The 19,161-nt window shown below is 41.4% G+C and carries 14 protein-coding genes; 7 read left to right on the top strand and 7 right to left on the bottom strand.

Going from position 1 to position 19,161, the window contains the following annotated elements:
- Positions 1-44 precede the first annotated feature (44 nt).
- Positions 45-3,743: a magnesium chelatase subunit H gene (gene bchH / locus VB732_RS28785; RefSeq protein WP_323234281.1), complete on the bottom strand. Its 3,699-nt coding sequence runs from the start codon at positions 3,741-3,743 to the stop codon at positions 45-47.
- Positions 3,744-4,427: 684 nt separating this feature from the next.
- Here bchH and VB732_RS28780 point away from each other — a divergent pair.
- From VB732_RS28780 to VB732_RS28760, 5 genes are all read left to right on the top strand, one after another.
- Positions 4,428-5,369, top strand: coding sequence for an N-acetylmuramoyl-L-alanine amidase (locus tag VB732_RS28780; RefSeq protein ID WP_323234280.1), 942 nt, complete (start codon positions 4,428-4,430; stop codon positions 5,367-5,369).
- Positions 5,370-5,561: 192 nt separating this feature from the next.
- Positions 5,562-6,434: an inositol monophosphatase family protein gene (locus VB732_RS28775; RefSeq protein ID WP_323234279.1), complete on the top strand. Its 873-nt coding sequence runs from the start codon at positions 5,562-5,564 to the stop codon at positions 6,432-6,434.
- 146 nt (positions 6,435-6,580) lie between these two features.
- Entirely contained in the window at positions 6,581-7,561 is a 981-nt protein-coding gene (locus VB732_RS28770) for a 2-dehydropantoate 2-reductase (protein ID WP_323234278.1), read from the top strand.
- A gap of 146 nt (positions 7,562-7,707) precedes the next feature.
- Positions 7,708-9,213 (top strand): ABC transporter permease subunit, encoded by a 1,506-nt coding sequence (locus tag VB732_RS28765; protein WP_323234277.1) that lies wholly within the window; start codon positions 7,708-7,710, stop codon positions 9,211-9,213.
- A complete protein-coding gene (locus VB732_RS28760; RefSeq protein WP_323234276.1) occupies positions 9,206-9,940 on the top strand; it encodes an amino acid ABC transporter ATP-binding protein in 735 nt (244 codons plus the stop codon). The genes VB732_RS28765 and VB732_RS28760 overlap by 8 nt, the downstream gene beginning before the upstream one ends.
- Here the strand turns inward: VB732_RS28760 and VB732_RS28755 are convergent.
- Positions 9,937-10,425, bottom strand: a complete 489-nt coding sequence (locus VB732_RS28755; protein ID WP_323234275.1) for an NUDIX hydrolase — start codon at positions 10,423-10,425, stop codon at positions 9,937-9,939. The genes VB732_RS28760 and VB732_RS28755 overlap by 4 nt on opposite strands.
- Before the next feature lie 102 nt (positions 10,426-10,527).
- Here VB732_RS28755 and VB732_RS28750 point away from each other — a divergent pair, with 102 nt between their 5' ends.
- Entirely contained in the window at positions 10,528-11,112 is a 585-nt protein-coding gene (locus VB732_RS28750; RefSeq protein ID WP_323234274.1) for an NAD(P)H-dependent oxidoreductase, read from the top strand.
- Between the two features lie 82 nt (positions 11,113-11,194).
- On the opposite strand, the gene VB732_RS28745 is transcribed toward VB732_RS28750, so the two are convergent.
- Both VB732_RS28745 and VB732_RS28740 read right to left on the bottom strand, forming a co-directional pair.
- Positions 11,195-12,160 carry an acetamidase/formamidase family protein gene (locus VB732_RS28745; RefSeq protein WP_323234273.1) on the bottom strand — a complete coding sequence of 322 codons (966 nt, stop codon included), beginning with the start codon at positions 12,158-12,160 and terminating at the stop codon, positions 11,195-11,197.
- A 203-nt stretch (positions 12,161-12,363) separates the two neighbouring features.
- Entirely contained in the window at positions 12,364-12,984 is a 621-nt protein-coding gene (locus VB732_RS28740; RefSeq protein WP_323234272.1) for a hypothetical protein, read from the bottom strand.
- 153 nt (positions 12,985-13,137) lie between these two features.
- Between VB732_RS28740 and VB732_RS28735 the strand changes: the two genes are divergently transcribed.
- The gene (locus tag VB732_RS28735) at positions 13,138-14,370 is read left to right on the top strand and encodes a DUF4336 domain-containing protein (RefSeq protein WP_323234271.1); all 1,233 of its coding nucleotides are present in this window, start codon (positions 13,138-13,140) and stop codon (positions 14,368-14,370) included.
- 269 nt (positions 14,371-14,639) lie between these two features.
- Here VB732_RS28735 and mutS read toward each other — a convergent pair whose 3' ends face one another.
- From mutS to VB732_RS28720, 3 genes are all read right to left on the bottom strand, one after another.
- Positions 14,640-17,234 carry a DNA mismatch repair protein MutS gene (mutS, locus tag VB732_RS28730; protein WP_323234270.1) on the bottom strand — a complete coding sequence of 865 codons (2,595 nt, stop codon included), beginning with the start codon at positions 17,232-17,234 and terminating at the stop codon, positions 14,640-14,642.
- A 101-nt stretch (positions 17,235-17,335) separates the two neighbouring features.
- Positions 17,336-17,965, bottom strand: a complete 630-nt coding sequence (locus VB732_RS28725) for a DUF4276 family protein (protein WP_323234269.1) — start codon at positions 17,963-17,965, stop codon at positions 17,336-17,338.
- Positions 17,959-19,158 carry an AAA family ATPase gene (locus VB732_RS28720; protein ID WP_323234268.1) on the bottom strand — a complete coding sequence of 400 codons (1,200 nt, stop codon included), beginning with the start codon at positions 19,156-19,158 and terminating at the stop codon, positions 17,959-17,961. The genes VB732_RS28725 and VB732_RS28720 overlap by 7 nt, the downstream gene beginning before the upstream one ends.
- Between the last annotated feature and the right edge of the window lie 3 nt (positions 19,159-19,161).

The raw sequence follows: 19,161 nt of genomic DNA, 5'->3' as shown, positions 1-19,161 counted from the left end.
TTAGCTACAAAGAGAATGCTGTTCTTTTTATAACATCTGATTATTTAAGCCGTCACTCCCTCCAACTCTTCATCTGTCAACTCATATAACTGACGCAATTTATCCAACTTATCACTATCAGCTTCCCAAAAACCCCGCCCATGCGCCTCTAACATTCTCCCTAAAATATTGCGGAAAGCTTCAGGATTTGCCTTACGTAATTTATCCGCCATCTCTGCATCTAAAGCATAAGTATCAGCCGCTTGGTCATAAACCCAATCATCAGTAAAATCGGCAGTACCACCCCAACCAATCAACGCCGTCATCCGTTGGGAAATTTCAAAAGCACCACCAGAACCTTGATTCGCCATCGCTTGCGCCCATTTAGGGTTTAGCAACTTAGTGCGGTACTCCATTCGCAACAAATCATCTAAATTGCGGGGTGTAGTATCCTTCGAGAAACTTTCTACAAAACTAGTTGTAACTTTTTTACCGCTTTGTTTTTCTGCTGCCTTTTTCAAACCGCCAGTATTGGCGTAATATTCTTGAATATCAGTTAAACCATATTCTACCGAATCGATTTCTTGAACAATGCGATCGCTAGTTTTTAACAACGTATTCAAAACTTCCGGTCTAGCTTGACCTTTATCTTCTCTCCCGTAGCTGAATACATTGCGACTTTGCCAAGTATTGCCTAACTCCTCGCCAGATTCCCAGTTACCATCAACCACTTTATCATTCACCAAAGAACCAAAATCACCCGCCGGATTAGAAAACAATCTCGCTGATGCATTTTCCACACCTTGGGCTTTTAAAGCTAAAGCGTGTCTTCTAATAAAATTCCGGTCGTCCGGTTCATCAGCATCAGCCGCCCGTTGAAATAAATCATCTAATAATTCAATGATATTTACAAAACTATCTCGGAAAATTCCAGACAAATTGCCCAACACATCAATGCGGGGATGTCCAACTTCCATCAACGGCTTTAATTCATAACGAACAATTCTGCCAGTTCCTTCCTTAACAGGTTCAGCCCCCACCAATTCCAACAGAATCCCCAAAGATTCACCCTTAGTTTTAATTGCATCCAATCCCCAAAGCATCACCGCCACCGTTTCAGGATACTTCCCATATTCATCCAAATGCTGGGCGATAATTTTTTGACCAATTTCCCGTCCCCGTTCATAAGCCGCAGGCGAAGGCATCCGATAGGGATCTAAAGCATGAATATTCCTCCCAGTCGGCAAAACACCAGCCCCATCCCTTAACAAATCCCCCCCAGGCGCAGGCGGAATATACTCCCCATTCAACCCCCTTAACAAATTCGTCAACTCATCCGTAGACTGCATCAACAAATCCCTTATTTGCTTTTCTTCTTCTTGGCGTTCTTGGCGTCTTGGCGGTTCGTTTTCTTCCTCTTCCCCCCCAAAATAAGCCTCCAAATATGCCCCCAACTCCTCCTCACTCGGCTTTTCCCCCAACGTATGCAATCCCGAAGAAAACAACCGATTCTCTAAAACCTGCAAATATTCATACAACTCCACCAAATAATCATCAAAAGCATGACCACTAAACATCCGAACATTCTCAGGCGTAAACGCAATCCCCAACTTCTTCGCATCCGCAAACGGACAATCTGCATCCAACCCAGAATCCACAATTTTCTTACAAATCCCTTCCTTCAAAACATAATTCTTTTGTGGATCTTCCCGATACTCCGAAATCAAATCCCGCAATGCTACCAATTCTTTATATAAACCTGCGCGACCATAAGGCGGTACATTATGAGAAATCAATACACCATAACCGCGACGTTTTGCCAACATTGATTCAGACGGATTATTCGCCGCATATATATATAGATTAGGCAAATTTCCTAACAGGATATCCGACCAAGAATAACCCGTATTCCCCAACGGAGAACCAGGCAACCATTCCACCGTCCCATGCATCCCAAAGTGAACGATAGCATCAGCTTGAAACTCATTTTGCAGCCATTTATAATAAGCAGCATATTGCGGATGTGGCGTTAAATCTCGTTCAAACATTAAGCGCATCGGGTCGCCTTGTATCCCCAAAGGTGGTTGTACACCTATCCACACATTTCCTAATTGCACACCGCCAATCTGGAATTCATCGCCATAAGTTTTAATTCCAGTCCCCGTGAGAGATTTCCATTGTTTTTCGATGCGGGATGTTTGCAGATATCCCAACCATTTTTCTAGGGTACGGGCGCTAACGGATGCGGGGATATTTTTTGTATCATCTAAAGATTCATCCGCCTCTTTCACCCAGCGAATCAATTCTTCCCCATCTTCTGGTAAATCTCCCACAGTGTAACCCTGTTCTTTGAGTGCATGGAGAAACTTCAGTAAACTACGCGGCACATTTAATAATGCAGCTGTGCCTACAGCACCATAACCAGGAGGAAACCCATATAAAATGACGGCAATCTTGCGTTCCGAAGCAGGTTTTTGCCGCAAAGCCACCCAAGTTTTCACTCTACCAATTAATCGCTGCACCCGTTCGGGAACCAGATAAATATTTTCGCCCACTAAACCACCAAGGGGAATGGTATCAATAGCCCCATCCAATTCTGGTAATGCGTACAACACCACACTTTGCAATCCGCCGACACCTTGGCGCGTCCACGAGGAAATATCTTGAATTAATAATGGTGCAGCAACAATATAAGGTACATTTTTGGCAGTGAGGATACGCTTTGCTACTTCTATTTGACGGCCAGCTTCCATTGAACCAGCCGGGCCACCCACCAGAGGAAAGCCAATTGTAGAGACGATCGCATCTACTTTTACTGCTTCACTTGATAGTGAGGGAGTCTCTATGTTACCTAGTTTTCGTTGCTGAATTTCATAGTCGGTTGTCATTAAATCTCGTACCGCCACGTGTCCTTCTACGCCGTTGATGAAGATGGGTAAAGGAGTTAAACCAGCTTTTTCAAAACTGCGAATCAGTTGGGGAATGTAGGGTTGTTTGGTGATGACGTGTTTGCGGTAGAGGAGAATTCCGATAACTGGTTTTGTGGCTTTAAATCCCCCCAACCCTCCTTGAAAAGGGGCGCTAGGGGGGATCTTCTGATACCATTCCAGATATGCTTTTGGCGATTCAAAAAATCCTGGATAGTCGGGGTGGAGTAATCCGATGTTGGGGGTTTCAATTAGCGGGGGAATGTCGCCGACTTTTAAATCTAAGTATTTTTCTGCCAGTGTCCAGAATAATGAGGCTACGTTTTCTGGGCCGCCTGCATTCCAGTAACCATAGATAATTAACCAGTTGCGTAAGTCTTGGACTTTTTGCACTGGGATGTATTTCAGTAGTTTGGGGCCAATCTTTAAGAAGCTGATGTAACCAGCAAGTTTATCTTCTTCTCGTCCGTTGCTAAATTTGTCGAGGATGAATTTAACTGGTTTGGGCATTCCTTTGGGTTTGTCGCCAATGGCAAAGTCACCCAGCTTGGTTAAACTCATCAATTCCAAGGCTGACTCAAAGACTAAGCGGATGGGAATTTGGGAAATGCGATCGCGCAACCACACAACCTGGTCATAATCAAATAGGAGGCTACCGAAAAACACATCAGCGCCATCAAGTGCTGCTTCTACCTCAGTGCGTTTGTTGGTAAGATTGCGATCGCTAAATACCCGAATATCCAACTCAGGACAGCGAGAGTTAGCTAATAAAGCTGCTTTCCTGTACAAGTCAGCGTTGAATGATTCAAACCCAGCAACCAAGACGATGCGTTTCATGCCTGTAAGCTACGAAATATTTCTTCACTTAAATTTTAAACGTGCTTTCAGACTGATTGTTAAATATCTACCGACAGATTCCGGTCAATAATTCCTTGAGATAGCTAGGGTATCACCATCACCAATGCCCTTGGGATATTTTGATCTAAATTAATCAATCTCTCGCAGGTTTCTAGAAACTATTTACGTATTTTTTAATACTTTAAAGTATTATGTGTTAAGCTGCTCAGGGTTAACAGCAAGCCAAGAATAGAGTCTGTAAAGGATTTACGACTTCTTTATAAGCCCACATTTACATTAGGAGATGCCTTCGGTTTAAAGGTTTGCCATCTAAGTAGGTATATTTTTCATGGCTTTCTACTTTTCTAAAGCGTTATTATCTGAATAATGGAGGCGATAGATGCATTTAAGTTGATTGCAAAAGTGAACTTGTTATTTCCGATTTTTATAAATTATAATAATTGTGTTTTTGACTACAGCATACCTGTAACTTAGTAGATTTTATCATATAAAATTTGCTGGTTAGGTTTGCACAAAAACTTATTTTGTTTACCAGCGTAGTAATGCTCAAAATAATGCAGACATTGCTAACAATTACTCCAACAATGTTATTAACAAAATTTTTTCTATAAACTTGAAAAAGTTTTGACTTAGTGTAAAAAGACGTAATTTAAGGATAAAATCATGAAATTTGGAATTGATAGCGGGCACAATTGCCCACCAGATACAGGAGCTAGAGGAATCAAAGTTGAGGATAATTTAACTCTAGATGTAGGTAATAGAGTTATAACCAAATTAAGAGCTTTAGGCAATGACGTTGTAGTATGTAGACCAAGTAGTGCTAGGACAGTAACTGAATCGCTCTCTAAAAGATGTTCTACGGCTAATGCAAGTAGAGTAGATATTTTTGTATCGATTCATTTTAATGCTTTCAACAGACAAGCTAATGGTACGGAAGTATTTGCAACCAGCGCAAATGGCAGAAAAATCGCTAAACCTGTATTAGATGAAATCGTCAAGTTGGGATTTTTTAATCGCGGTGTTAAGAGCGGTTCCCACTTGTATGTTCTGAAAAATACGGATATGCCTGCGATTCTGGTAGAATGTTGCTTCATAGATTCGCAAAAAGATATGAATCTTTATGACCCAGAATCTATGGCTAATGCGATCGTTAAAGGCTTAACTGGGAAACTGCCAAGTACTTCTGTTAACCCCGTACCAGATGAAGAAGAAAATATAGATACAACTGTTCTCAGACTGCAAAAAGCCTTAAATCGACTCAGAATAACCGATAGAAATGGTAAGGCATTAGTGGAAGATGGCTTCACTGGCGCTAATACCAAATCTGCTACAGAAAAATTTCAAACTGCTGTCGGAGTTCGGGCAACTGGATTTGCTGATGCAACTACATGGAATGCCATAAATCTAATTTTGGCAAAACGAATTATCAGACCAAACCATGCTGGTGGTGCGGTTGTTAGATATTTGCAATACCGTTTAGGTGTCGATAACGATGGCGTTTACGGGCCGCAAACAGAAGTTGCAATTAAGAACTTTCAAAAGCAAAATGGTCTAGATGCTGATGGGATTGTTGGGCCTGCTAGCTGGCAGAAATTAATTGGTTAGATTGAGGGATAAATATTATTGGTAGTTGGCATTGCACCGTAGTGCTGAGTTATAGAGATGCGAAATTTCGCATCTCTATAACCTTTAAATCTAGTTTTAATCAAATGTTATTGGATTTAAAATAAACTCAACTATTACTTATTGAAAATAGATTATTGATTTTGTGATTATTTATAAAAGGAGTTTGCTGTAATGTCCAGACCAACTACTCGACTAATTTTAGAGACTTTACTTCCCCATCTGAAAGTAGCCGCAGCTTATGCCAATTTTCTGCAACCAAAAATTGCTGCACTTCCCGCTAAAGAAAAAGGAGATAACTTTTTTAGTGCTGCACTTACTGATGCAGATGTGGCGATTCAAAACTTAGTAGAAGTAGTATTACTGGCGACTTTCCCAGAGATTCGCTTTTTTGGTGAAGAGTATGAAAGTTCTAATAACACTAAGTATTTTCGCGCTACTGATATCGGTTCAGAAGGTGATTATTTAGTCACACTTGACCCGATTGATGGCACAAAATTTTACATGGATGGACATTCTAATTACCAAATTATTCTCAGCATTTTAAATTCGGATGATTTTGAAGCAGTACTTGCCATTTCCCCTGCCCAAAATGTTTATTTTTATGCCCTTCGAGGTGAAGGTGCTTTTAAAGGGACGCTGGATATGAACTTAGAAGCCTGTGCCCCGTTACATATTACGTCTACCAAACCTGCTATTTTGTTGGGATGGGAAATGAATGCGATCGCACCTCTACTAAAAAATCAATATCAAGTAATCGATATAGCGGCTGATTACTCTAGCGATATTCAAATTCCCAATCTTAATGGTATTCTCACTGGTGACTTGAGTGGAGCAGTCATCAAATCGGGTAAATTTATTGATAGTGCTGCACTGGCTTTTATTGCCAAAGAGGCTGGCTGGATTGTCACTACTCTCGATGGTTCGACTTTACCGCCACTGCATACTTGTCAAAACTATAGCCTGCCTGGATTAATAGTAGCTGCCTCAAAATCTGTTCATCAAGATTTACTGAAAGCGATGCAAAGCTTCAGGAGTAATGAGTAATGAGTAATGAGTAATGAGTAATGAGTAATGAGTAATGAGTAATGAGTAATGAGTAGTAGTTGTGAATCTTCCCACTCTAAGCTGGAGAACTCACTACTGGGAACTGAATTGGATACCGTCTTCCACAACTCATATTTTTTGACAAAATGAAAATCTGTATTGTTGGCGCGGGTGCGATTGGTGGATATTTAGGGGCAAAACTGGCACTGGCAGGTGAAGCAGTGACGCTGATTGCGCGTGGTTCCCATTTGAAAGCAATTCAAAAAAATGGGCTGAAGTTGATCATGGCAGACAGTTCTAGCCAAATTGCTACTCCGGCTTTGGCAACTAGTGATATTCACGAAGCGGGGCCACAAGATGTAGTCATTTTAACTGTCAAGGCTCACAGTGTGCCTGCGATCGCACCTCTTCTTCCTGCACTCTACAATCCTCAGACAATGGTGGTGACAGCCCAAAATGGCGTTCCTTGGTGGTACTTTCGCAAGTATGGTGGTGAGTATGAAGGTACGCGAATTCAATCTGTCGATCCAGATGGGACTATTGAAGCTAGTATCGGTGCTGAACGTGCTATCGGTTGTGTTGTTTACCCGGCAACTGAGATAATTGAACCAGGTGTGATTAAGCATATTGAAGGCGATCGCTTTACTCTTGGTGAAATCGATGGGAGTAAAAGCGATCGCATCCAATTATTGGCAGAGATTTTAAAACAAGCAGGATTCAAAGCACCAATTCGCAATCAAATTCGCACGGAAATTTGGATTAAATTGTGGGGAAATGTGGCATTTAACCCCATCAGTGCCCTGACTGGTGCGACTCTAGAGGATATTTGCCGTTATCCCCTCACCCGTGAACTAGCACGGCTTATGATGACAGAAACTCAAGCGATCGCAGAAAGTTTAGGTATAAAGTTTGGTATTACTTTAGAACAGCGAATTAATGGCGCAGAAAATGTGGGTGCCCATAAAACCTCAATGCTACAAGATATTGAATCAGGACGCGCTACGGAGATAGATGCTATTGTTGGCGCAGTCGCAGAATTAGGAAAACTTACTCAAATTCCCACACCTTATATTGATGCGATTTATGCCAGCGTTAAGTTGCTGGAGGCTACTAAAGTCAGAATTTGACAGTCTCTAACTACAACATTTCATTAATTTATAAAAAACTCTCTGCGTACCTCTGCGCTTACCTCCGCGCCCCTTTGCGTTTAAATTCTAACCCACGATTTTACGCGTTTAAGGTGCAGAATTTCAATTATATAATTATCAAATTCATGAAGAAAAAGAAAATATGGCTATCAATCATACTAGTTGTAGCATTAGTAATCAGCATCATCGGACATAGTAATCCTCTAAAAGCTGCCTCACCTTTAGGGAAAGACACGCTGACGATGATTACTTCCCCAGATTATCCCCCTTATGAGTTTTATGATACGAAAGGAGGCGATGTCTACGACGGGCTACGCCTACGCCAAATCGTTGGCTTTGATATAGATATTGCCAAAACCCTGGCTGAAAAACTAGGGTTTAAACTTCAAATAATGGAATCCGATTTTAATGGCTTAATCCCTGCACTCCAAGCAAATCGCGCTGATTTTGTCATGGCTGGGATGACTCCGACTCCAGAACGTCAGAAAAATATTGACTTTTCAATTATTTATTACGAAGCTAAAGATACAATTGTCGCTCCTAAAGGTAGCAACTTAAAGCAGCCTCAAGACTTATTAGGAAAAAAGGTTGGGGTACAACTAGGAACCATCCAAGAACAAAATGCCCAGAAAATTGCTCAAAAAGTTGCAGGTATTCAACTAAAACAACTCAACAGAGTACCGGAAGTAGTTCAGGAAATCAAATCTGGACGAATTGATGCAGCAATTATTGAGGATACCGTCGCTAAAGGATTTGCCCAAGCTAACCCAGATTTAGAATTTAATACAATTCCCTCAGAGGAAGCAAGTGGATCTGCGATCGCTTTTCCCAAAGGTTCTTCTTTAGTAGAACCGTTTAATAAAGTTCTTCAACAAATGAAGGACGATGGTACATTGAATAAACTCGTCGCCAAGTGGTTTTCAGAGACTAATACCGCTAATTCTGCATCCTCAACTCCTGCCAAAGGCGGATTGAATCTCGACTTCACCAGAATTCTTCCAGACATTCCCTTTATTCTTCGGGGAATTCCTTTAACTTTGTTGTTCACCCTATTATCCGTCTCCTTGGGGTTAATCTGGGGAACAATCCTATCTCTATTAAAAATCCTCGGCATCAAGCCGCTTACCTGGGTTGCTAACGCCTATACTTCTGTTTTTCGAGGCACACCTTTACTATTGCAGTTGGCCTTGGTTTACTACGCAACACCTCAACTTACAGGCTATGACATTTCAGCATTGCAGGCTGGGGTGCTAACTTTTACCCTGAATTCTGGCGCTTATATGTCAGAAACCATCAGAGGTGGAATTCAGGCGGTGGATAAAGGACAAAGTGAAGCGGCGATGTCTATGGGTGTTCCCTATTGGTTGATGATGTGGGATGTGATTTTACCCCAAGCATTGAAGAATATTCTCCCAGCATTGGTAAATGAAACTATCGGACTGCTTAAAGATTCTGCACTGGTGTCAACAATTGGGGTGGTGGAAATATTACGCAGCGCTCAAATCGTTGGTGCAAATAAATATATTTATTTTGAACCACTGCTATTTGCAGGGTTAATCTACTATGTTTTAGTAATGGGCATGACTTTGGGTGCATCGGCTTTAGAAAGGAGGTTACGACAAAGTGAATAATGTAGTAATTCGCACGGAATTCTTATGTAAATCCTTTGGTAAACTCGACGTACTCAAAGATATTTCCACTGAATTTTATCAAGGGGAAGTGGTTGCTATATTAGGCCCTTCTGGTTCAGGTAAGTCTACCTTTCTGCGATGCATGAACTTGTTAGAACAACCTACCAGAGGCAGAATCTACTTTCACGATCAAGAAATTACCAAGCCCAAAGCAAATATCGCTAAGGTGCGCCAGCATTTGGTAATGGTATTTCAACATTTTAATTTGTTTCCCCACATGAATGTGCTGCAAAATGTCACTTATGCACCCATAAAGGTGAAAGGAATAAGCAAGCAAAAAGCAGAACAACATGGCTTAGAATTGCTGAAGAAGGTAGGTTTAGAAGAAAAAGTATCTGTCTATCCGTCCAAACTATCTGGGGGACAGAAACAGCGAGTAGCGATCGCTCGTGCCTTAGCAATGGAACCTGAGATGATTTTATTTGATGAACCCACCTCTGCACTAGATCCCGAAATGGTTAAGGATGTGCTGGAAGTGATGAAAGATTTAGCGCTATCTGGAATCACAATGGCGATCGTTACCCATGAAATGGGGTTTGCAAGAGTTGTTGCCAATAGAATTATGTTCCTCGACCAGGGAAGTTTAGCAGAAGATGCTACTCCTAACGAGTTTTTCCAAAATCCTCAGTGCGATCGCGCCAAGCAATTCTTAGAAAAAATGCTTTAGAACATCAGGAATTTGCCGCTTTTTTTGTATTCTTGAAACTTTTCCAAAACAGGGCGATCGTTTGGCATTAATGTAGGTAAGTCTGCCAAATCAAAAAATTCCAGCGCCAGCGATTCTCCATCTAAGCAAGCGAGACTGCCTGACCATTCAACGGCTCGCAAAATTAAAATGAAATTTTGGACGCGATCGCCATTGGGATAAGTTACAGTTTCAAAGGTTGGATTGGAAGAAAACCCCACAGCTTCAAAACGCTTAACTGTTAAACCAGTTTCTTCAAAAACTTCTCGTGCTGAACATTCTTCGGCAGAGTCACCTACTTCTGGACAGCCACCAGGTAGCCCCCAAAGTTTGAAATCACTTCGCTTTTGTAACAAAACGCGCCCCAAATTATCCTCGATAATTACGCGTACACCAAATAATAGAAGTAAGCGATCGCCTACAACTTGTCGTAACTTACCGAGATAAGAATCTGACCAATTTGCCATAACGAGAAAGTTTGTAAAGAAAATCTAAAGGTAGCAAATAGCGATCGCCTGAAAACAGGATAATGCATCTGAAGTGTCAAATCTTCCGTTCAACCTAAAACTATGGCATCTACACCTAAAATCCTTGCCTTTGCAGGCAGCACCCGAATTGATTCTTACAACAAAAAATTGGTAAAAATCGCGGCGGCTGGCGCTCAGGCAGCAGGCGCAGAAGTAACTTATCTAGACCTCCGCGATTTGCCCTTACCTCTGTATGATGAAGATTTAGAAGCTCAAGAAGGATTACCTGCCAACGCCCGCACGTTTAAGGATTTGATGATTTCTCATCAAGGATTGCTAATTGCTTCACCGGAATACAACAGTTCACTCACAGCAGTTTTGAAGAACGCCATTGACTGGGCATCTCGTCCATATCAAAATGAAGCACCGTTGGCTTTGACTGCTTTTGCAGGTAAAGTTGCTAGTATTATGAGCGCTTCCCCAGGCGCTCTTGGTGGTTTGCGCGGTTTGGTTCACCTGCGGTCTATTTTGGGAAACATCAAAGTTTTGGTACTACCTGATCAAATCGCAATAACCAAAGCTTACGAAGCTTTTAATAGTGATGGCACGTTAAAAGATCCGAAACAGCAAGAATCTATTGAAAAGTTAGGCGAGAACTTAACAAAAATATTGCTGAAGCTTAATTAAACTTTTTAGGTGTTCAGTAAATAACGAACACCTACAATTAAACAAAGATAGTCGGGAATCTGATAATTTCAATTTTTTAAAACTATAAATTAATTTTCTTGTCAAAGATTGATTTAGATAGCATTCCATGCACACCTTTTTGGGGACTATTCACAACTTGAGTGATGTGAAAATTCACAGCTAAACTACACAATACATAAGCATCTTCTGGCGACAAATTTGTAAAGCGTTCCAGAAAATCAATCATATTTTTTAAAGCTAATTCTAAAGCTTCATCTAAAGTTTGAGCAAACCCCATTGTAATAATATGAGTTGGAGTTTCAGCAATTGGTGTTGTTAATTGCAAATCCTTGCGAAGTTTGAGGGTAATTCTACCGTTCATGGAAGTTTCAATGGCGGTGACATTTACTTCACCATCTCCCTGTGCAGAATGCCCATCACCAATAGAAAATAATGCACCTGGTACGAAAACTGGCAAAAATAAACGAGAACCAGCTTGTAATTCTCGGTTGTCGATATTACCGCCGTAAGAACCTGGTGGGACAGAAGTTCGAGAGGTTTCTGGGGTAGCGACACCAAGAATTCCAAAAAACGGTTTGAGGGGAATTTTTATGCCAGCACCCGCCGGAAATTCCGCAATATTGTTTGCTAAATTGAGAGGAATGAATCTTAACGCAGGTTGAGAAAACTGGTGTGGTAAAGCTCCCCAACCTGTACGAATGGCATTAAAGCCGACAGGTAAACTAGGTGCGATCGCATCTAATTGTACTTCTAAAACATCCCCTGGTTCGGCATCGCGCACATAAATCGGCCCTGTGAGTAAATGCGGCCCCCCAGCAATTTTGCGTTCTGGTAAAAGATTTTCGCAGATGTCGAGAAATTCTGGTGTGACAAATTCAGGTGGTGCTTTGTCATAAACGTAGTAACCAGTATAAGTTTCCACATCAACCGTATCACCAGAATCAATAGTGAGTGCTGGTTTTATTAGATGGGAAAAACCACCTAAATGCACGGTTTCTTTGGTAGCTTTTAAAATGTAATGAGTCATATAATATCTGCCTAATCACTTAAAATGTGCCAAAAAATAAATGATCCAAAACCCGTCATTGCGAGCGAAGCGAAGCAATCCCAGCCCTTGCGATTGCTTCGCTTTGCTCGCAATGACAACTGAGCATTTTTTTTACTTGCAGTACTCTTATCAAAAAAACTTTTTGCGTTAGAGCGTCCCCCTTGCCTCTTTTTCAACTTTCGTCAAGCCTCAGATGAAAGGATGCCTACTAACACTCGTATCAAATCTTCTAAACCTTCAGGAACACGATAGAGTTTAATATCTTCTGTAATTAGCTTTTGTTGTCTATTGAGTGTACCAAATTTCCAGTCATCTCCATTTGTAACTGCGCCAAATAAAATTGAACATTGCTCATCTAGAGACTGATCCAGAGCTATTAATTCTACTGCTAGCTGGGTAAACCCTCTTCTGATATCTGATTGTTTTGCTTCAATCACCAATAGGGAATTAGATTTATGTAAGTAATAATCTAAAGTTCCTTTGAGCTTTTCATCTACATTAAGTGGATACTCACTATATAGTTGAGCTTTTGTCTGATCGCAGATTTCAGCAAGGATGGGAGCAATCATAAATTCTCTGATTGATATCTCAGCCGTTGGGTTAAAAAGCTTTATATTGCGCTGTAAGTAATTTTGTAAAAATTCTAAATAGCTAACTTCAGCCAAGTATCTTGGTAATTTTAGCTCTGTGCGCTCATAACTATACTCAAACTCAGCTACTACATCTATTGTTGGGTTAGGTAACAAAAAGTATTGACTAAAAGTGTAACTTTGCTCAGGTTTTAAAATTCTATATTTGCTCATGATTTTTATCGTTAATAACCTCAATAAAATATATTACAAATTACGAATTATGAATTACGAATTAGTATTATTATCTCAACAATTTGCTAAACTCCAACTTTAGGGATAGTAAATAAAAACAATTTGAGCAGGGAATTTGGGGGAAGTTGCAGAGTGGCTGATGATGAACGCATAGTCAATGCACAACAGATAAATCTAAAAGACTTTTCATGGGGACTATGGCCTGTTGTGCCACTCTACCCTTATGGCAGGCGGCAGACAATCCGTAAAGAAGTGGTCAAGGACACAATTTGGAATTTTGACCAGATTCAGGGCATTTTCTACGTTGTTGTACCGATTCGCATGACTGTTGTTAAGCTCGAAGCCGGGGGTCTTCTCATCTATGCGCCTGTTGCACCAACCCCAGAGTGTATCCGGCTTGTGAATGAGTTGGTGGCGGAACACGGTAATGTTAAGTACATCATCCTGCCGACTATCTCCGGCATAGAACATAAAGTATTCGTCGGCCCTTTTGCCAGATACTTCCCGACTGCACAGGTGTTTGTGGCTCCCCATCAGTGGAGTTTTCCGCTAAATCTTCCCCTTAGCTGGCTTGGTTTACCTCCGAAACGCACTCAGGTACTTCCTGAAAATAGTAGCAAAACACCCTTTGCTGACGAGTTTGATTATGCAATGCTCGGCCCCATCGAGCTTGGCCCTGGTCGGTTTGCGGAAGTTGCTTTTTTCCATAAGCGATCGCATACTCTTTTAGTAACAGACTCTGTACTTTCTATCCCAGAAGATCCACCTGCGATCGCACTTTTAGATCCATATCCCTTACTATTCCATGCCAAGGATAAGGCTTCTGATATTGTTGCAGATATTCAGGCAAATCGCCGTAAGGGTTGGCAGCGTATCTCATTGTTTGCTTTGTACTTTCAACCAAACGCACTAAATATCCGCCAATGGAGTCAGGTTTTGCAAGATGCCTTGAAAGCTCCAGAACGCTCAAGGAAAGCGTATTTTGGATTGTACCCTTTTAAATGGGAAGAAAATTGGCAGCGATCGTTTGATGCTCTGCGAGGTAATGGGCGTTTGTTCGTCGCCCCAATTTTACAGACGCTGATTCTCAACCGCGCACCGAAAGAAACCATCGATTGGGCTGATAAAGTTGCAAGTTGGGATTTTCAGTGGATAATTCCCTGTCACTTTGATTCACCGATTAAAGCCCAAGCACATCAGTTTCGTCAAGCTTTCTCTTTTTTGGAAAAGCAGTCTGCTGTTAGTGGGGGTTTGTTCAACAGTAGCAGCTATCCCTTACCAGAGGTGGATTTTAAACTACTTAAAGAAATCGATACAGGTTTAAATAAGTTTGGCATTGTGCCAACAGCAAAGGAGAAAGTGTAGGAGAAACAATATAGCGATAGCAGTGCGTTGGTCAAACGCTACCTCAGTGAATATCATGTCCGGCTAATTAGTTATAATTCTCACATCTGTGCAAAAAGCGGGAAACCCTCTTTCCCCCTGCTCCCCGCCCCCTGCCCCCCTGCGGTCTTAATGATAAGTCTTTAACCGGACACGATATGAGATAGATTCAGGATGGGTTTTAAGTTTATCAAGAAAGGCAGAGGGCAGTCCCAATGAAAAAATATCATTGGGACTGCCCTCTGCCTTCTTCAACAATCCAGATTTTGCAGCCCCATCGCAATCTTACTATGCTTCTCAATTTGTCCCATTACTTGTTTAGCTCGTTGAATTACCACTGCTGGTAAACCCGCCAATCTTCCCGCTTCAATGCCGTAAGACTTATCAGCACCTCCCGGTTGGACTTGGTGCAAAAAGATAATTTGGTCGGGTAATTCTTTCACCGTTACTTGATAATTAGCCACATTTGGTATAATGCTAGCTAGCTCATTTAATTCATGGTAATGAGTAGCAAAAATCGTTCGCGCCCGAATATCCACTGCGATATATTCTGCCACCGCCCAAGCGATGGAAAGACCATCAAATGTCGCCGTTCCTCGACCAATTTCATCTAATAAAACCAGTGACCTAGATGTGGCATGGTTGAGAATATTTGCCGTTTCATTCATTTCCACCATGAAGGTAGATTGACCAGTTGCAAGATCATCTACTGCCCCTACACGGGTGAAAATGCGATCGCATATTCCCAATCTGGCAAACCTAGCTGGTACAAAACTACCAATCTGCGCCATTAACTGAATCAATCCCACCTGACGCAAATAACAGCTTTTACCACTGGCGTTTGGCCCGGTGAGAATAATTAAATCGGGATTGTCATTTGTCATTTGTCCTTGGTCATTTGTTAATGACTCTTGACCCAATTGCGTCGAATTCGGCACAAAGAACCCCGCAGGTAAAGATTGTTCCACCACTGGATGACGGCCATCAACAATATTTATTTCCCTTCCAGACAACATTTCTGGACGACAGTAACCTTGATGCACCGCCAACTCAGCTAAACCACACAATACATCCGCCGCCGCCACTGCGCGAGATAGATTACGAATTACTTCCGCCTCTTGTGCTACCTCTTCTCGCAACGCCGTAAAAATCTCATACTCCAACTGATTTAAATCATCCCGCGCTGTGAGAATTCGGGCTTCTCGTTCCTTCAAATCTGGGGTGATGTAACGTTCCTCATTGGTCAGAGTTTGCTTGCGGATGTAATTAGCGGGTACTTGGTCAGCTTTGGTGCGAGAAATACTAATGTAATAACCAAAAGTTTTATTAAATCCTACTTTCAGTGTCGAAATTCCGGTTTTAGCCCTTTCATCAACTTCTAAGTTGGCAATCCATTGCTGGTCTGCTTCTACAGTTGCTTTCCTCTCATCCAACAAAGGATTTACACTAGGGCGAATCAATCCACCTTCTTTGATTAGTATGGGTGGCGACTCCACAAGATGGGCGTGTAACTTTTCTGCTAATTCTTCCAATACAGTTGGGACTTTTTGTAAAGCTTTGAGAAATGGAGAACGCGCTTCAGTTACTAAATGGGATAATTCAGGTAAACGTGAGAGGGAATCTGCCAAAGCTACTAAATCTCTAGCATTAGCTGTACCAGAACCCGCCCTTCCTGTTAAACGTTCTAGGTCATAAATTTGGCGTAGCAACTGCCGCAAATCTTGACGCAGAGGCGTATTTTCCATCAATTCTTGAATGGTATCAAGACGTGCCCGAATGCCTTTAATATCAAGTAGTGGTTGCAATAACCATCGCCGCAAAGCCCGTCCACCCATCGCTGTACTAGTTCTATCTAATGACCAGAGTAGGGAACCGTGAAAAGTCCCATCGCGGACGGTTTGGGTAATTTCCAGGTTACGGCGGGTTTGACTATCAACAATTAAGTAGTCAGTGACAGTATAGGTGCGGAGTCTTTGTAGGGGAACTGAGTTTTCTTTTTGGGTATCTTCCAGATATTCTAAAAGACCGCCAGCCGCACGAACAGCGAGGGGAAGATCATCACAACCGAGTCCTTCGAGCGATCGCACCTTAAATTTCTGCAATAATCTAGGTCTAGCTTCACCTTGAGAAAATGGTACTTGCGATCGCAAACTATAGCAAAATGATGGTGGTAAACACTCCGGTAGATGGGGCGAAGTTTCTCCGGGACGCAGCAAGCTACCCAAATCGGGCGCATTTGTCGGAACTAACACCTCTGAAGGTTGTAAGCGCATTAATTCCTGCGTCAAATGTTCTAAATCACTATCTTGAGTTGTGAGAAATTCCCCTGTCGAGATGTCTGCATAAGCTAAACCCCAATGATTTGCGGCAATTACCACTGCTGCCAGGTAATTATTGCGACTTGATTTGAGCATTCCCTCTTCTAGCAAAGTGCCGGGGGTAAGAATGCGCGTTACTTCTCGCCGCACCAATCTACCAGCAGCTTCTGAAGCATCTTCCACTTGGTCGCAAATTACCACCGCATAGCCTTTTTCCACTAGCATCGTTGCGTAGCGTTCCCAAGCGTGATGCGGAACACCAGACATTGCCACTCGTCCCTGTTCCCCAGCTTGCTTGCTAGTAAGGACTAATTCTAATTCTTGCGCTAGTTTGACAGCATCTTGAAAATAACATTCAAAGAAATCACCCACCCGATACAGCAACACCGCGTGAGGATATTTATCCTTCGTCTCGACATAGTGCAAGTACATTTGACTTAGCTTACTGCGGTCGACCTGTTGATGGTCAGAAATAAAAGTACTTGCGTCGGGTTTGGTAGATGGAGTTTCAGAGTGAGAAGCAGTCATAGATGCTATTGAGTTACACGTGGAAATTCCACAATATTCGATGATAGCTTGATGTTAGGGGTGAATTGCGATCGCTCAAGGATATTTTACCCTTTGTTATATTAGCTTGCTGATGCACCCATTATTGCTGTTAGTGTGGTAAAAAGGCGATCACAGTATGGCGAAGCTTGACGTACTTTACTCACGTCCAACAATTCTAAAAGCTTCGAGGCGTGTTTGATTTTGTGGTACTCACCCTTTGTAGTGCTACGAGTTGCAGCTTTTAAGCTTGGTTCTAAACTATCCTTGTCGATAGTCTCCACATTAGTATTCTTGGAAATAGCATTTTCTTTAAATCCCTGTCCGTAAAATGTTTTCAGCGTTGCTATATCACTAATGAACCAAGCTTCCATTGCTTGTACCATTAAATGGCAATGGCTATCATCAATATCTGGTGGTTCATCCCAATTATCCCTAAGCTTCAGATGTTTCCAAGGTGACTGTAAGGTAACAGATGCTTCTGCATCAACAACCAAGACATTAAAGGCTTCTGGATGATCTTTTAAAGCATTCCTAAAATCACGAAAAGCGTTATTACGAGAACCACATATAGTAATATTCCATTTAATTTTTTTATTTTTAGCTATTTCTACAAGTGGTTTGAAAAATTGGCTAAATCCTTGCCTAATTACAGCTTTCGTATTTTTTCCATCTCCACCACCTTCTATATAAATTCTCACCTCTGTTACCATCGATTTCCCCCAATTTCACCCATCCGCCAGAGGTCGCCAAGAGTATAATTTTCTAACCAATTTTTTAGTTTATCAGGTTCAAGGCGGCGGAGATGAGAGCCTTTTTCATCACGTTCACACACCAGGACTGATTCAGGATATTCACTTAAAGCAGAAACTAAAGCATCAGAATGGGTAGTAACTATGATTTGAGTTCGCCCTGATGCTTCTATTAACATTTCTGCAATTGTAGATAGAATATCTGGATGTAAACCAATCTCTGGTTCTTCAAGACAAATAAGTGGTGGTGGAGTTGGGTCAAGTAGTAAAGCCATTAAAAATAAATAACGGAGTGTACCATCAGATAAACGATTTGCAGAAATTGGTTGAATAAGTCCTTCTTCACGAATAAATATCTGTACTGTACCACCATATATTCTTACATCCAGATCCTCTACTGTCTCATAAAATTTTTTCAGCTTCTCAATAAGTTTTCTTCTACCTATTTTGTATTGTAAATCATTTAAAAATAAACCTAGATTACTCCCATCTTCTAGTAAAGGATGTTGCGGTAAGTCAGTTTTTTGAGCATTTCTTGGTTCTGAATATCGCCCCATTTGCCAGTGACGATATAAAGCAATATTGGAAAATTCTGTGCTGAGATAAGAGAGTTCTGGATACAAATCTGGATCTTTTCTTTGAGATAAAACAGACTGATCGGGAATCAAATCTTCTCGGCGAAGAGAGCGTTTTAATGGTTCTCCATTACTCTCTATTTTGTTAATATTTAAAACTGGACGACCACTTTGGTAACGATAGTAAAAATAGACATCTACTTCACCTGTATATTTTTGTTCATTTTCTACAGCTTCATCCACTAACTCTAGTCTTTGAACAATTGAAGTCAGGTTCACATAATAACGTAAATTTTGGGATCTTTGAGGATAATTTAAAGTAGCCTCTATTTTGGCTACTGGATTTTCCTGTCCACCCTTCCACAAAAATTCGCTAATGCCTCCCCCTTGCCGAAATGGGGCGGGTAAGTCTGTCGGTGTTGCTTTTAGAATTCCAATTGCTTCAATTAAATTCGATTTACCTGAAGTGTTAGCACCAATTAAGACATTGAGCGGTTGCAGTTCAATTTCTTCACCTTCACTTCCATAGGAAAGAAAGTTTTCTAATCGCAGAGTACGGATAAATCTTTTACCTTCCATTCA

It is taken from the genome of Nostoc sp. UHCC 0252 (assembly GCF_034931145.1).
Classification (GTDB): domain Bacteria; phylum Cyanobacteriota; class Cyanobacteriia; order Cyanobacteriales; family Nostocaceae; genus Nostoc.
The sequence above is the reverse complement of the archived record's forward strand: the minus strand, read 5'-3'. Positions and strand labels throughout refer to the sequence as shown.